At 71.0% G+C, this 15071-nt stretch carries 15 protein-coding genes; 8 read left to right on the forward strand and 7 right to left on the reverse strand.

Features of this window, described 5'->3' with window-relative positions:
- The first annotated feature begins 449 nt into the window (after positions 1-449).
- Positions 450-1991: an HD domain-containing phosphohydrolase gene (locus ABD268_RS11530; protein WP_344151765.1), complete on the forward strand. Its 1542-nt coding sequence runs from the start codon at positions 450-452 to the stop codon at positions 1989-1991.
- Here ABD268_RS11530 and ABD268_RS11535 read toward each other — a convergent pair.
- The 3 genes from ABD268_RS11535 to ABD268_RS11545 form a co-directional block, all read right to left on the reverse strand.
- A complete protein-coding gene (locus ABD268_RS11535) occupies positions 1981-2790 on the reverse strand; it encodes an alpha/beta fold hydrolase (protein WP_344151767.1) in 810 nt (269 codons plus the stop codon). The two genes, ABD268_RS11530 and ABD268_RS11535, sit on opposite strands and share 11 nt — an antisense overlap.
- Positions 2768-3658 (reverse strand): alpha/beta fold hydrolase, encoded by an 891-nt coding sequence (locus tag ABD268_RS11540; RefSeq protein WP_344151769.1) that lies wholly within the window; start codon positions 3656-3658, stop codon positions 2768-2770. The genes ABD268_RS11535 and ABD268_RS11540 overlap by 23 nt, the downstream gene beginning before the upstream one ends.
- 100 nt (positions 3659-3758) lie before the next feature.
- Positions 3759-5153 (reverse strand): FAD-binding oxidoreductase, encoded by a 1395-nt coding sequence (locus tag ABD268_RS11545; RefSeq protein WP_344151771.1) that lies wholly within the window; start codon positions 5151-5153, stop codon positions 3759-3761.
- Positions 5154-5278: 125 nt separating this feature from the next.
- Here ABD268_RS11545 and ABD268_RS11550 point away from each other — a divergent pair, with 125 nt between their 5' ends.
- From ABD268_RS11550 to ABD268_RS11560, 3 genes are all read left to right on the forward strand, one after another.
- Positions 5279-5983, forward strand: coding sequence for a winged helix-turn-helix transcriptional regulator (locus ABD268_RS11550; RefSeq protein ID WP_344151773.1), 705 nt, complete (start codon positions 5279-5281; stop codon positions 5981-5983).
- Between the two features lie 288 nt (positions 5984-6271).
- Positions 6272-6676: a nuclear transport factor 2 family protein gene (locus ABD268_RS11555; protein ID WP_344151776.1), complete on the forward strand. Its 405-nt coding sequence runs from the start codon at positions 6272-6274 to the stop codon at positions 6674-6676.
- A 27-nt stretch (positions 6677-6703) separates the two neighbouring features.
- Positions 6704-8329, forward strand: a complete 1626-nt coding sequence (locus ABD268_RS11560) for a LuxR C-terminal-related transcriptional regulator (RefSeq protein WP_344151779.1) — start codon at positions 6704-6706, stop codon at positions 8327-8329.
- Here ABD268_RS11560 and ABD268_RS11565 read toward each other — a convergent pair.
- Entirely contained in the window at positions 8308-9285 is a 978-nt protein-coding gene (locus ABD268_RS11565; protein WP_344151782.1) for a patatin-like phospholipase family protein, read from the reverse strand. The two genes, ABD268_RS11560 and ABD268_RS11565, sit on opposite strands and share 22 nt — an antisense overlap.
- Positions 9286-9297: 12 nt before the next feature.
- Positions 9298-9723: a hypothetical protein gene (locus tag ABD268_RS11570; RefSeq protein WP_344151785.1), complete on the reverse strand. Its 426-nt coding sequence runs from the start codon at positions 9721-9723 to the stop codon at positions 9298-9300.
- Between the two features lie 430 nt (positions 9724-10153).
- Between ABD268_RS11570 and ABD268_RS11575 the strand changes: the two genes are divergently transcribed.
- The 3 genes from ABD268_RS11575 (at position 10154) to ABD268_RS11585 (ending at position 11886) form a co-directional block, all read left to right on the forward strand.
- On the forward strand, positions 10154-10684 hold the full coding sequence (locus tag ABD268_RS11575; RefSeq protein ID WP_344152138.1) for an RNA polymerase sigma factor: 531 nt from the start codon (positions 10154-10156) through the stop codon (positions 10682-10684).
- Positions 10681-10977 carry a hypothetical protein gene (locus ABD268_RS11580; protein ID WP_344151788.1) on the forward strand — a complete coding sequence of 99 codons (297 nt, stop codon included), beginning with the start codon at positions 10681-10683 and terminating at the stop codon, positions 10975-10977. Before ABD268_RS11575 ends, ABD268_RS11580 begins: the two co-directional genes overlap by 4 nt.
- A gap of 183 nt (positions 10978-11160) precedes the next feature.
- Positions 11161-11886 carry a ZIP family metal transporter gene (locus ABD268_RS11585; protein ID WP_344151791.1) on the forward strand — a complete coding sequence of 242 codons (726 nt, stop codon included), beginning with the start codon at positions 11161-11163 and terminating at the stop codon, positions 11884-11886.
- Between the two features lie 25 nt (positions 11887-11911).
- On the opposite strand, the gene ABD268_RS11590 is transcribed toward ABD268_RS11585, so the two are convergent.
- Positions 11912-12298, reverse strand: coding sequence for a TIGR03618 family F420-dependent PPOX class oxidoreductase (locus ABD268_RS11590; protein ID WP_344151794.1), 387 nt, complete (start codon positions 12296-12298; stop codon positions 11912-11914).
- 71 nt (positions 12299-12369) lie between these two features.
- Between ABD268_RS11590 and ABD268_RS11595 the strand changes: the two genes are divergently transcribed.
- On the forward strand, positions 12370-13335 hold the full coding sequence (locus tag ABD268_RS11595; protein WP_344151797.1) for an SDR family NAD(P)-dependent oxidoreductase: 966 nt from the start codon (positions 12370-12372) through the stop codon (positions 13333-13335).
- A gap of 13 nt (positions 13336-13348) precedes the next feature.
- Here the strand turns inward: ABD268_RS11595 and ABD268_RS11600 are convergent, their stop codons facing one another.
- A complete protein-coding gene (locus ABD268_RS11600; protein ID WP_344151800.1) occupies positions 13349-15028 on the reverse strand; it encodes a dolichyl-phosphate-mannose--protein mannosyltransferase in 1680 nt (559 codons plus the stop codon).
- Positions 15029-15071 lie beyond the last annotated feature (43 nt).

The following is a 15071-nucleotide window of genomic DNA, read 5'->3' on the forward strand; positions in this document are numbered from 1 at the left end:
AAACGGCCCACCAAACCCGCTGTCAGAGGCCTGCACGGATCCTGAATTCAGGAGCAGGCAGTGGCAAGTCAGCAGGAACTCAGCACAAAGTCGGTCCGTCGGTCGACCTCCTCGGCCTGTCTGGGGCCCTCTCGGCCCCCCCGCGGCAGGCTTGGCGCACGCCGATCGGCACCCACGGCGGGATCAACACCCGCCGCGCCGGCGGGCGCGTGGTGGCCGAGACCCGCGTCCGTGACCTGGACGGTCGCCTCCGCCAGGTCAGGGCCTCCGGGCCTACCGCGGCGGCCGCGAAGACCCGGCTGATGGAACGGATCCGCGAGCGACCCTCTCTCCCGAGCTCCGGCAACTGTCAGGCGAAGGGGTGGCTCCCGAGGGTACCGGCTCCGAGCCGACGCGCCCTACCGGATCGGTAGTGGCGGGGGTTCATTCGCTGCGGGCACGATGGAGCAGTGGTCGACGATCGGTTGCGCCTCGTGGATGTGTTGGCGGCGCTGTCCGTCGCCACGGACCTGGGCATGGGGCAACCAGCGGGGACTGCGCTGCGGTGCTGTCTGCTGGCTACTGGGCTCGCCCGTTCGATGGATATCTCGGAAGACGACGTCCGCAGCACCTTCCTGGGCGCGTTGCTGCGCCACATCGGGTGTACGTCGACTGCGGCGGCCGAGGCGCGGGCGTACGGCGACGAGCTGGTGTCGCGTCGGGCGGCCCAGCCTGCTGACTTCGGCAACCCCCGGGAGATGGTGCGCCTGGCACTGGGCACCGGCCGCGGGGCCGGACTGAGGCGGCCTGGCGTCATCGCCAAGACGGTGGTGGGCGACCTGCGCCACGGGACCGAGATCCTCACCTCGGTGTGCGACGCTGCCTCGATCCTCGCGGGTCGGCTCGGGCTGGGCCGAGCGGTGCAGGAATGCGTGGCGCAGCAATTCGAGCGGTGGGACGGCAAGGGGCCGCATCGGTTGACGCACGATGAGGTGTCACTGCCGGCTCGCGTCGGTGAGGTCGCCACGCAGGCCGTCCTCTTCCTCGATTCCGATGGTCCGGGTGCGGCCGTCGCCATGGTGGGACACCGGGCGGGCGGGTGGTTCGACCCGGAGGTGGCGAACGCCTTCGCGAAGGCAGGGCGGCCTCTGATGGACGAGCTCGCGGCAGTGGATCCTTGGTCGGCGCTGCTCGAGGCGGAGCCCCGGCCTGTCGAGTGCATCAACGAGCCTGACCTGGATCGCGTGGCGCGATGCTTCGCCGACATGGTCGACCTGAAGTCGTCGTACACGGTGGGTCATTCGGCTGAGGTGGCTCGCCTCGCCGAGGCTGCCGCTCGTGCCCTGGGGCTTCCGGAGGGTGAGGTCGTGGAACTGCGTCGTGCGGCGCTGATGCACGACCTGGGGAAGGTGGGTGTGTCGAGCGCAGTCTGGGAGAAGACCGGTCGGCTCACCCGTACGGAGTGGGAGCAGATCAGGCTGCATCCATACCACACGGAGCGAATCCTGGCCTGCTCGGCGATCCTTGCCCCTCTTGGTCGGATTGCGGGGCTGCACCACGAGCGGATGGACGGCAGCGGCTACCACCATGGCCTGCGGGGATCCGCGATACCCGTGCCGGCCCGTGTCCTGGCCGCAGCCGTCGCGTTCCGGACGGCGACCGAGCATCGCCCGCATCGCCAGGCTCGCAGTCCGGAGGAAGCGGCCGGGCACGTGATGAGAGAGGCAGCGGCCGGAGGCCTGGATGCCGACTGCGTGGCGGCGGTCGTCGATGCGGCGGGGCAGGAGCGCCCACGGGTACGCCGCCAATGGCCAGCCGGGCTCAGCGACCGCGAGGTCGAGGTGCTGCGGCTGGTGGCGCGCGGTCTGTCGAACCACCAGATCGCGGCCCGGCTGGTGATCTCCCGTCGCACCGCTGAGCACCACGTCCAGCACATCTACGCCAAGATCGGCCACTCGACGCGTGCCGCCGCTATCTTGTTCGCCATGGAGCACGACCTGCTCAACGGGTGACGTACTCCCGGATGATCGCGGCCACCAGCGCGGGATCCGTGCGGTGGGCGATGTGGGCGTGGCCCTCCAGCACCCGCACCTGCGCCCCCGGGATGGCGTCCCTGGCCATCTCCGTGGCGTCCTGGATGTCGGGGGTGCTGCCGGATCCGGACAGCAGCAGCGAGCGTGCCGCGATGCGGTTCATCCCACCGGGGAGGTACTCCCAGCGCTGCTCGGCCCGGGCCTCGCGAGCGATGGTCGGAGCCGTCTCAACGCGACCCGCCCATTCGGGACCGGCGCGCAGCTCTTCGACCTGCTCGTCGGTGAAGTCGAGGAGGTCGCGGAACAGCATGACGACCGCCGTCTCGTGGTCGCCCGCAGCCACGGCCTGCTCCACCCGGTCGACCCAGCCCACCGGATACCTCAGCCCCAGACTCGGCTCGTAGAGCACCAGGTGGCCGACGTTCCGGGTGAGCTCCGCGGCGCCCATGGCGCAGCTCGCGCCGAACGAGTGCCCCCAGAGCACGACCGGTCGCCCGGTGCGAGCCGCGACCTCGTCCACGACCGCGGCCACGTCCGCGAACTCCAACTCCAGCGAGTACGTCGCGCCGTCTCCGCTGGCGCCGAAGCCGCGGCGGTCCATCGAGTACGTCGTGAAGTCAGTCCTCAGCTCGGCCACCAAGGCTGCCAAGACCGTGTGGTCCTGGATCGAGCCGTGCACCAGCACGATGGCCGGCCCCCGCCCTTCCACCCACACGGCAAGCTCGACGCCGTCGGGGGAGCGAACGGCGAGGCGCTCAACCTTGGTCGACGTGGTCATCGCTGTTCGCCTCCGCTGACTGGATGAACGCGACCACTTCGGCGACGTACGCCTCGGGGTGCGTCACGTGCGGGATGTGACCGGCCCCGACATAGGTCACTTGCCGGGCCTGCGGGAGCAGGCGGGCGAGCCGGCGTTCCACGGGCGCGAAGATCGGCGGGCTCTGGTCGCCGGAGGTGAGGAGCGCCGGGCCGCCGTAGGTAGCGAGCGGGGACTCGCCGACGGACACGCACTCCGGGTCGTTGAGCTCGTCGAGATAGGTCAGCGCGTTACAGGTCATCATGGCGCGCATGGCGTCGGGCAGCGCCGCCCAGCTGCCCGGGCCGAGAGCCACCTGGTCCACGAAGAGCTCGGCCGCGCCGGCGTGGTCGCCGGCGGCGATCCGTCGACCCACCTCCGCGAGCGGGCCGGCCTCGAGGTCGGCCTCGGCGAGCGCCTCCGCACTGCCCTCCTCGAGCACACCGAACAGCGGCGGCTCGTGCACGACGATCCCGCGCAAGAGGTCGGCCCGAGCGGCCGCGAGCTGGAGCGCGATGACGGCACCCGAGGAGCTGCCCACCACAGACGCTGGTGCGAGGCCGAGCTGTTCGATCAGGGCGGCGAGATCAGCGACGTCTTCGGAGAAGTGTCCCTGCCCGGGCGGCCGCTCGCTGTCGCTGTGGCCGCGCCGGTCGTACGAAAGCACGCGGAAGTGCTCGGCCAGTCCCGGCACGACCGGACCCCAGTTGTGGTGCGACCCCCAGGATCCGTGGACCAGCACGAGTGGGACGGCGGTGCCGCCAGTGTCGGCGTACGCGATCCGCACGCCGTTGACCGTGATGAGCTCCAGCCCTTCCCGCCGGGCTGCGGGTGCCGTCGTGGCTGCCATCCGGACCACCCCTTCGCAATGCCGTGGTGTGCCACCAGCCTCCCCGTTCAGGGCCGACGCCGGCATCGGTAGCTTTGCCCATCTCCACTGCGGGCACTCACTACGCGGGCGTTCCGGGTGGGATGTTTCGGTTGTGGTGGAACACGTTCTTGGGGTCGTACTTGGCTTTCAGCGCGGCGAGCCGCCGGTAGGTGGTGTCACCGTAGGCCTCGTGGATGCTGCTCGGGTCGTCGTCGGCGTCGAGGAAGTTGACGTAGACGCCGGCACGGTGGGGCTGGAGGGCGTCGACGAATGATCGTGCCCACGCGGTCTCCGCGGCGCGGATGGTGTCGTCCTGCTCCGGCAGCCAGACCGCGTCGATGCTCATGGTGTGCTGCACATCGCGCCCCGAGTAGGGCGTGGCCTCTCGGGCGGCTCGGGCCACCGTCCCGCCGATGTGGAAGATCGCGGCGTACGACCTCGGGGAGGTGGCCTCGTAGGCATGCTCGGCCACGATGTCGATGACCGCGTCGGAGAGGGCGGCGAGGTTGGTGCCCTTCCAGTAGTAGTGCCAGCCGTGGGGGACGGTGCCGTCGAGGCTGCTCTGGTGGTCGACGTACAACGTCGGCCCGACCAGATCGACGAGCGGAGCTCCGAATTCTCGGAGCGCACGGACGGCCCGCTCGCCTGCCTCCACAGAGCCGGCGTAGCAGCTGGCCACCGCGATGGCGGGACGGAAGTGCAGCTCGGCGCTGACGACGGGCAGCGGAGGCAACGTGCCGAGCCGCACGATTGTCATCAGCTCGTCGGGCGCGTCGGTGACGAACTCTCGGTAGAAGCGCAGCACGTCGGTGGTGTCCTCGGCCGCCCAGAACACAGGTCCGGCCGTGAGCGTCGGGCCGACGGGGTGGAGCGCGAACCGGAACGAGGTGACCACGCCGAAGTTCCCGCCTCCGCCGCGAAGCGCCCAGAACAGGTCTGGGTGCTCGTGGGTCGAGGCCCGGATGATCTCGCCGCCGGCGGTGACGACCTCGGCCTCCACGAGGTTGTCGACGGAGAGCCCGTGCTTGCGCATCAGCCAGCCGATGCCGCCGCCCAGGGTCAGGCCGCCGACGCCGGTGTGGCTGATGATGCCGCCGGTGGTTGCCAGGCCGTACGCCTGGGTCTGGTCGTCGACATCGCACCACAGGGCGCCGCCCTGGACGAGGGCCGTGCGTCCGACGGGGTCGACCCGGACCTCGCGCATCGCGGAGAGGTCGATGACGATTCCGTCGTCGCAGACCGCGGTGCCGGCCACGTTGTGGCCCCCACCGCGGACGGCGATCTCCAGGTCGCAGTCGCGGGCGAAGCGTACTGCCGAGGCCACGTCGGCGGTGCCACGGCATCGGGCGATCACCCGGGGATGGCGGTCGACGCTGCCGTTCCAGACGGCCCGTGCGGCGTCGTACTCATGGTGGCCCGGGACGATCGCCTCGCCCCGGAATCGTGGGATCTGGATCGTGGTGCCTGCGGTCATGGTTCCTCCCTGGGTGGACGGTTCCATCGCATCACCGGCCGGCGCCGGAGAGAACGCAGGAATCTGGACCCCGAGGTAAGGAATCTGGACTTCCGGTCGCGCGGTCGGAGCGGGACACTGCCAGCATGAGGACGTACGGCCAGTACTGCCCGATCGCGCGTGGTGCGGAGATCTTCGCCGAACGGTGGACGCCGTTGATCATCCGGAACCTGCATCTGGGCTGTGAGACCTTCGGCGAGCTCCTCGAGGGAGCGCCCGGCCTCTCGCACACCCTGCTCGCGCAACGGCTCAAGCAGCTCGAACGTCTCGGCATCGTGGAGGTGACACCCAAGGCACTGGGCCGCGGCCACCGCTACCTGCTCACCGAGTCGGGCGATGACCTGTTCACGGTCTGCGTGACCCTCGGCGAGTGGGGAGCACGCTGGCTCGAGGTCGCCCCCGAGCACCTCGATCCGTTCGTGGCGCTGTGGTCGATGTGCAACGCGCTCCGTCCCGAGCGCCTCCCCGACCGGCGCGTGGTCATCCGGCTGGACTTCACCGGCTACCGGCGCCACGAGCGGTATTGGCTGCTCGTCGAGCACGCCGACACCGAGATCTGCAAGGAGTATCCCGGCCTGGACGAGGACCTGTTCGTCACCGCCGATGCCGAGGCGTTCGTCAAGTGGCACCTCGGGCAGCTCTCCTGGGCGCAGGCGATTCGCGACTCACGGATCCAGCTCGATGGTCCGTCCTGGCTCGTCAAGGCCTTCCCGACCTGGAACGGTCGCAGCATGTTCGCCCACATCAAGCCCGACCGGCGCATCGGCAAGACGCCAGCCGCGATCACCTGAACCGTCTCCACCCACAGACAGTGACGTCGAAGGCGTCGCGGCTGAGGTTCGACAGCAACGTCATGGTGGGCGGTCAGAAAAGCCAGCGGAAACATGTTCCGAGCTGCCGAATCGGAACCCCGTCCCACCAGCGGCAACGCCGCAGGAGGGGCGGGGTTCTCGCTTTGTCATTCGCCGACTCCAGGCTCAGTGGAATTGCTGACCACTCCCTGCGGGAGGATCGTCAATCCGCCCGATGCGGCAGCCGGTCGCCCCTTTCTATCGTCGCTTCATGAGCAGGCCCGAGCGATGGAGGACATCATGAGCAGCCACCCGAATGTTGCGGTCATCGACCGGATGACCCAGGCGATCGCCGAGAACGATCGCGAGACGCTGAGCCGTGTCTTCACCGACGACATGGTCTTCCACGGCCGTGGTCCGATTCCCTTCGCAGGCGACCATTCCGGAGTCGACGGCCTGCTGGCGGCGATTGGCACCGTCTTCGAGCTGACCGACGGGGATGTGAAGCTGGAGCAGTTGTGCTGCCTGGCTGACGACGAATGGGGGGCGGAGTGGGAGCACGCCGTCTTTGGCCGCAACGGGCGGACCTTGGAGATGAATGACTCCTTCGTCTACCGGTTCGACGACGGCCGAATCCGCGAGATGTGGTTCATCGCGGCGGGACCAGCCGAGGCTGCGTCGTTCTGGGCGTAGGCGTCGTATGCGCGCGACAATGAGTCCGTGGGCGACGGAATCGGGCGTGCACGCGAGGCCTTCGACAAGCAGGCCTGGCGGCGGGCGTACGACGAGCTGTCGGCGGCCGCAGTGGTGGAGCCGCTCGAGGTCGACGATCTCGAGCGGCTGGCGTCCGCGGCGTATCTCGCCGGACTCAGCGAGGCGAGCCGGTCCGCTTGGATCAGCGCGCACGAGACGTGTGCCCACGTCGGCGACGTGGCGCGGGCGGTTCGGTGCGCCTTCTGGCTGGCTTTCGCGCTGTTGAACGGCGGCGACCTGGCGCGCGGGGGCGGTTGGGTCGACCGCGCCCAGCGGCTGCTGGATGACCGCAAGATCGACTGCGTCGAACGCGGTTACCTGCGTTACGCGGCTGGGCTGCGTGCCGCGTTCTCGGGCGAGGCGAGAGCCGGGTACGAGGCGTTTCACGCGGCGGCGGAGATCGGGGTCCTCTTCCGCGACCCTGAGCTGGCAGCGCTGGCTCGGATCGGCGAGGGCAGGTGCCTGATCTGGTTCGACCGGGTGGACGAGGGGGTCGCCCTGCTCGACGAGGCGATGGTCGCCATCGAGGCCCACGACGTCTCGGCGATCGCGATCGGCGATGCCTACTGCACCGCCATCGAGGGCTGCACCGAGGTCTTCGATGTCCGCCGCGCCCACACCTGGACCGCCGCGTTGAGCCGGTGGGTCGACGGCCAGCCAGAGCTCATGCTGTACCGAGGTCAGTGCCTGATCCATCGCGCCGAGATGCTGTACCTTCGCGGCGACTGGGACGCCGCAGCGGACCAGCTCGAGGAGGCCTACCGCCGGCTGGCCGATCCGGTGGGGCAACGGCGGGGCGCCGCCGCCTACCTGAAGGGCGACCTGCACCGGCTCCGTGGCCAGGACCGTGCCGCCGAGGCCGAGTTCCAGCTGGCCAGCGAGCTCGGTCGCGATCCGCAGCCGGGGCTCGCGCTGCTGCGCTTGGCCACGGGAAAGGTCGAGGCGGCCGCCGCCTCCATCCGGAGGGCCTATCACGAGGCCGGTGACCCCGTCTCACGCGCGCGACTGGCTGCCGGCTACGTCGAGATCACCCTCGCCAGCGGTGATGTCGCCGCCGCGCGGTCGGCCGCCGACGAGCTCGGCGCTGTGGCCGGCCTGCTCGAACGCCCTCTGCCGACCGCGCTGCACCTGCAGGTCCTGGGGGCCGTGCTGCTGGCCGAGGACCAGCCCGAACCCGCGCTGTCCGCCCTGCGGCGAGCGCTGGCCGGTTGGCGCGAGCTGGACGCGGCCTACGAGGCCGCCCGCACCCGGATGCTGATCGCAGCCGCGTGCCGAGCGGTGGGGGACGATGACGGTGCCGAGATGGAGCTCGCCGGTGCCATCCCGGTCTTCGATCGCCTCAACGCAGTCCGCGACGGAGCAGCTGCCCGGGCTGGGCTCCACCTCGCAGCCCGGCCGTCCAGCGGCCTGACCAGCCGCGAGGAGGAAGTCCTCGCCCACATTGCCAAGGGGCTCACCAACCGTCAGATCGCCGAGCGTCTCGTCGTCAGCGAGAAGACCGTGGCAACCCACGTCGGCCACATCCTCACGAAGCTGGGACTGCCCAGCCGCGCCGCCGCCACCGCCTACGCCTACGAACACGGCCTGCAGTGACCGGGCTCCGCCGGCTCCGCGCTGATCTCCCGATCGCACGAACCCACCACCGGCAGGCGGGAGGTACGCCGGCCTCGACCGTCGATCGGGCCGTGGGTCGAGGCCGGATGCGAGTGCACCGCGATGAGGTGCCCCGGCTGGGCGCGTCGTCCGCCGGCATCCGCGAGCGCGGTGCTGGCGTCGCGGTGAGCCCTCTGGATCAGTTCCGCCCCCCGAGCGAAGTTCGCCGCTGAGGTCCGGATCGGGCACGGCGGGGGCAGGACGATCAGGTCCACCGTGTCGGCGTAGAACGCGAGATCTGCGGCCAGGCGCTGGTGGCTGAGCAGGGTCAGCGCGTGGAGGGCGGCGCTGAGCGGTGTGCGTGGTGCTTGGGGGAGCGCGCAGGGGTAGCCGGACGGCAGGACGTAGATGGTGTCGGCGCCGGCTGACACCGCGGCGGACAGCGCCGTGTTGTTGGCCAGTCCGCCGTCGACGAGTGCGACGCCGTCGAGGGTGACCGCGGGGAACACCGCGGGGATGGCGCAGCTGGCCAGGACTGCCAGCTGCGCATCCCCCTCGGTCAACGCCATCTCGCGGCCGGTCAGCTGGTCGGTGGCGACGACGACCAGGGGCACGGGGGAGTCCTCGAGCCGGGCGAACCGCAGGTGTTGCCTCAGCAGCGCTCGCATCCCTCGATCGACGAGGAGCGCGCTCCGACGCCCGGCGAGGGCACCGAGGGCGTGCCGGACGTCGAGGCTGAACACCGACCGTGCCCGTAGCCCACCCCAGACCCGGGCCAGGGCGTCGATGCCTGCCGTCTCGAAGCCGTGCCCGGCGACGAAGGCGGCGTTGAGTGCCCCGGCCGAGGTGCCGACCAGCAGGTCCGGTGTGACCTGCTGATCGGCCAGGGCCCGCAACATCCCCACCTGCACTGCGCCCAGGCTGCCACCGCCGGAGAGGACGAATGCTGTCGTCACCTCGGCCTCGCCTCAGCGCCTGATGGGCGCGACGTCGGTGGGGTAGGCCCACGCCAGGCGGCTCAGGACGAGCGCCGCGAGCATCAGGCCGAAGTCGCGCAGTGCGACGTCGCCGTACCCACCCACGAGCAGCAGGTTGACGATGATGCCCGCCAACCAGGCGGCCACCAGGGGGCCGCCCACGCGGGGGAGGAGGAGCACGACGAGGCCGGCGACCACCTCGACCACGCCGACGGCGTGCATGGCCTGGGCAGCGTCGCCGGGGATGAGGTCGTTGACCTGGACGGCGAGGTACTTCGTCCAGTCGTCGGCGAGCACGTTGGCGAACTTGTCGATGCCGAACAGCACGGGCAGTGCGGTGAACCCGATGCGGAGAGCCCAGAATGCCTGGATCCCGGGATCCGTGCCGATCCGGGCGGGTCGGTGCGTGGTGGTCATGGATGGTCCTTCCTGTCCTGGCACGGCGGGTGCCGGTTCTGCAGCGCGCCATCGGCCGGGCCGGTCCTTGCCGTGCGCTGTCGACCGCATGGTCGTGAGCAGTCTGTGTCGCGGGCTCGGCGGCTCTTACCGACAAGAAATCGGGTCACGGACCCCGGTAAGAACCGGGGGCTCGAGCGACACTCACCCACCGTGACGACTCGAACCGACCTCCACGGCATTCCGGCGACGCAGAGGGGTTCTTCCGGCTCGGGTGACGCCGCCGCGGACTACGCTCATGAGTGAGGTCCGCGAGCTGACCGCCTGGGCGCCGTTGCGGCACCCAGGGCCCCACCTGAGGAGCGAACCGATTTCGAATGCCGACTGGATCGACGACCTCTCGGCGACCGGGCCACGGCATGACACGGCGGTGGCGCGACTGCACGACCTCATGCTTCGATCCGCGTGGCACCAGGTCACTCGCATGCCGGAGTCGGCCACGCTGGGGTCGCGGCGACGCGAGGAGATCGTGCACGCCGCCGCGGACGAGGCGACCATGTCGGTGCTCACCCGCCTGGACGCCTTCGAGGGTCGCAGTCGATTCACGACCTGGGCCTACAAGTTCGGGATCCTCCACACCGCCGTGGAGGTACGCCGCTCGGCCTGGCGTGACCGGGAGATCGATCTCGACTCGGTCCCGGAATTCTCGGCCTCCGACACCGGCCCCGAAGGCTACGTCGAGGCCCGCGACCTCTCCGACGCGGTCGGTCGGGCGATGGTTTCGGCGCTGACACCCCACCAGCGTCGGGTGGCGCTGGCGCTGTTGGTCGACCACGTACCCATCGACGTCCTGGCCGAGCGTCTCGGCACGACACGCAATGCGCTCTACAAGACCCTCCACGACGCGCGGAAGGCGCTGCGGTCCCACCTCGCGACCCAGGGTTTCCTGAGCCCGAGCCCGACCAAGGAAGTGACCCGATGACCACGCCAGCGTCCCTCGGCCCCGAGGCGATCCGGCAGCTGACCATGCCGACGGACCCGTGGCTCTCCTGTGACGACTGCTTCGACCAGCTCGACGCAGTGCTCGAGGAGACGCTCACCCACGCGGCCCCGATGGGCGACTCGTTCCGCGTCCACCTTCGTGCCTGTGCGGTGTGCCACCAGGAGGCCCACTCCCTGGCGGCACTCGTCGCCCCGGACTACGGCATCGACCCCGCACGCGCGGAGGCCGAGCTGGACGCCGTGCTGCGTGACGACGGGTCGCCAGCCGTGTGAGACATGCCCGGAAATGGGCGAACCGCCGGCGTCTCGGGTCACCGGCGGTTCGAGAAGAAAACTAGCTCGGCAGCTGGCGGGGAGTGAACGAAATCCGCTCAAGATCTCCTCAATTCGGTATGCGCCTCGTGTCGGGAGGGCACCCCTGAGGCCTGGAGTGGCTGCTGTGGCAGCATCGCGAACATGTGGGAAGCAGCGTTCTGGGGCTTCGTCGGGGGCGTCGCACTGCTCATCGGTGCGGTCGCGGGGATCTGGCTGCCGGCCAGCAAGCGGTTCGTCGGCCTGATCATGGCCTTCGGGGTGGGCGTGCTGTTCAGCGCCGTCGCCTTCGAGCTCACCAGCGAGGCCTACGACCGCTCCGGGGCCGACGCCGTGGTGCTCGGCCTGCTCGGCGGCTCCCTGGTGTTCTTCGCCGGCGACTGGCTCATCGACCGCCGCGGCGGGAACCGGCGCAAGAGCCAGAACGGCTCCCCGGCCGACGCGGGCGCGATGGCGCTGGTCCTCGGGGCGCTGCTGGACGGCATCCCGGAGTCGGCGGCGATCGGGGTCAGCCTGGTGGGTGGCGGCTCGGTGGGGACCGCGGTCGTCGCCGCCGTCTTCCTCTCCAACATCCCCGAGTCGCTCTCGGCCTCCGCCGGCATGCGCAAGGACGGCCGCTCGGTGACCTACGTGCTGGGGCTCTGGGGCGCGGTGCTGGTCGCCTCGACGATCGCCGCGGCCCTCGGGTTCGGCCTGCTCGGCTCCGCTCCGGCCGTGGTCATCGCGGTCACCCAGGCGTTCGCGGCCGGGGCGATCCTCACGATGCTGGCCGACACGATGGTGCCCGAGGCGGTCGAGCACGCCGGGGCGCTGGTCGGCCTGGTCACCGCGGTCGGCTTCACCCTGGCGTTCCTGCTCTCGATGGCCTGAGCCGGGTATCAGAGGTCGCCGGACATCAGGATCCGGTCGACGTCGACCGGATCGCCACCCGGGCCGGGTTCTCGCGCGGCGTGCGGTACCGCACGGCGTACCGCTCCTCGGCCCGTCGTACCGAGCCGGCATCGGTCAGCACCGCGCCGCGGCCCTCGATCGTCGACCAGCGCCGGCCGTCGACCTGGCAGGCGGCCAGGTGCGGGGCGTGGTCGAGGTTGCGCGCCTTGCGGGAGGAGCCCGAGGTGATCACCCACGCACAGCGCTGCTCGGGGTCCAGCGCCACCCCGACCGGTACGACGTGCGGCCGGCCGTCGGCGCGCAGCGTGGTCAGCGTGCACAGGTGCCGCTCGGTCCAGAAGTCGAGCAGCGCGGGCGGCCACGCGCCCCAGTCAGGCGTCCAGGAGGTCACCGCCCCATCGTGCCCGGCGGCCCACAACGCGAGCCTTGGGTGGTCGCCGGTGAGCGGCTACGTTCGCCAGCATGCTGCCGCGTGCCATCGCCGTCGGGATCGACACCGTGCTGGACCGGACCGTGGCCCCCGGCTACACCAGGATCGGCCCCGCGATCCGCCGGCACCTCTCGACCTGGCCGGCCGACCCCGAGCCCGATGCGATGAAGGGCACGGTGGTCGCCGTCACCGGCGCCACCTCGGGCCTCGGGCTGGCCACCGCGGAGGGCCTGGCCCGCCTCGGCGCCGAGGTCGTGCTGGTCGTGCGCGACACCGACAAGGGCGCCCGGGTGGTGCGCGAGATCCAGGGCCGGCTGCCGCTCGCCGAGCTGCACCTGGCCCGCTGCGACGTCGGCGACCTCGACGACGTACGCCGGTTCGCCGACGAGCTCGACGCCGAGCACCTCGACGTGCTGGTCCACAACGCCGGTGCCATGCCGCCCGAGCGCACCGAGTCCGCGCAGGGGCATGAGCTGACGATGGCGCTGCACGTGCTCGGTCCGGTGCTGATGACCGAGCTGCTGCGCCCGCGGCTGGGCGACGCGCGGGTCGTGATGGTGACCTCGGGCGGGATGTACGGGCAGCGGCTGCGCGCCGACGACCCGGGCTACCTGCAGGGCGACTACTCGCCGACGACCGCCTACGCCCGCAGCAAGCGGGCCCAGGTCGAGCTGCTGCCGGTGCTGGACCAGCGCTGGGGCGGCAGCGGGATCTCCGTGCACGTCACCCACCCGGGCTGGGCCGACACCCCCGGGGTGGTCGACTCGCTGCCGACCTTCCACCGGGTCACCGGCCCGCTGCTCCGCGACGCCGAGGGCGGCGCCGACACCACGGTCTGGCTCGCGGCCACGCAGCCGGTGCCCACCGGCGGCATGCTCTGGCACGACCGGCGGCCGCGCCCCTTCCACCTGCTGCGGCGGACCCGCACCGGCGAGGACGAGCGCGCGCAGCTGTGGGACTGGGTGCGCGCCCAGTTGGACCTGCCCCAGGGCCCGTAGCGCCGGTCCCGGGCTAGATCCAGCGCTGGAACCAGATCCGGTCCAGCCACTCCGAGTGCGTGAGCAGCTGGTCGGTCCAGATCGGCCAGAACCACGCGAAGTTCACCATCACCAGCACGAAGAAGGACCCTGCGACCACCACCCCGGCGGTCCGCCGTGCCGTCGGCACCGGCGAGGTCCCGATCAGCTTGCCCATGGCCAGGGTGACCGCGAGGACCAGGAACGGCAGCGTGACCACCGCGTAGAACAGGAAGATCGGCCGGTCGTCGTACATCAGCCAGGGCAGCCAGGTCGTCAGCGTGCCGACGATGGTCAGCCCGAACCGCCAGTCCCGCGCGCCGACCCACATCGCCGCGGCGTACAGCAGCGCCAGCAGGCCGCCCCACCACAGCACCGGCGTGCCGAGCAGCAGCACCTGGCGCAGGCAGTCGCTGCCAGCGGGGGCGTCGCAGCCCTGGGTGCCGGGCTTGATGTCGACGTCGGCCGCGACCCCGACCGGCCGGTTCAGCAGCAGCCAGCCGGACGGCTTCGAGGCGTAGGTGTGGGTGCTGTCGTTGAGGAAGTGCGTGTGGAACATGTAGACGTCGCGCTGGTAGTGCCACAGCGACCGCAGCGACTGGGTCACCTCGCCGAACCCGCTGGCGTCCGGCTCGTTGCGGGTCGGCCAGTCCTTGCCGCCGTTGTAGTGGGTGTACTGCGTCGCCGAGAGGTGGGTCTCGTACTCCTGCGCGTGGATCAGCCACCCCGTCCACGTGGCGACGTAGACGACCAGCGCGACCAGCACCAGGTGCACGAAGGCGGGGATCCCGTCGACCAGTGCCGACTTCAGCACCGGCCAGCGCACCCCGAAGGAGCGCCGCGCCCCCGCGCTCCACAGCCACGCGAGCAGCCCGAAGGCCGCGAGCGCGTACGCCGCCTCCCACTTGCTGCCCAGCGCCAGCCCCCAGCAGACCCCGCCGACCAGCAGCCACGGCCGGAACAGCAGCCCGCGCACCGGGCCCCAGCCGCGGCCGGTGACCGGGTCGGGCGCCACCCGCGCCATCCGGGCGCGGTACCAGTACCGGTCGTTGACGACGCAGGTGACGCCGCAGAGCATGAAGAACGCCACGAAGATGTCGAGCAGCGCCAGCCGGGACAGCACGAGCTGCAGCCCGTCGAAGGTCAGCAGCAGCCCGGCGACGCAGCCCAGGGCGGTGGAGCCGGTCAGCCGGCGGGCGAGCCGGCACATCACCAGCACCATCAGCGACCCGACCACGGCCGCGGCGATCCGCCAGCCGAACGGGTCCATTCCGAAGGTCTTCTCCCCGAGCGCGATCAGCCACTTGCCGACCTCAGGGTGGACGATCATCGACGGGCTGTCCTTCCAGACGCCCGTGGTGGTGCCGTCGAGGATCTTCTCGTTCGCGTTCCCGACGTACTCCCGCACGTAGCCGAAGTGGGCGAGCGACCACGCGTCCTTGGCGTAGTAGGTCTCGTCGAACTCGAACTCGTGCGGCGTCCCGAGGTGCCACACCCGCAGGAAGAAGGCGAGCACGGCGACGCCGATGCTGGCCGACCAGCCGACCACCGGGTCCTCGAGCCGGGCCCGGCCGCGGGCCCGCACCCGGGCCGGCGGCACCGGCCGACCCTCGGCGGTGCGGGAGAGGGTGACCCGTTCCTCGACCGCGGTGTCGGGAGGCACGGACGTCGTCACGGTCGCAGACTCTACGGGGCCGCCGGAGCGGGTTCGCACGCCT

The organism is Nocardioides koreensis (genome assembly GCF_039531775.1).
Taxonomy (GTDB): domain Bacteria; phylum Actinomycetota; class Actinomycetes; order Propionibacteriales; family Nocardioidaceae; genus Nocardioides; species Nocardioides koreensis.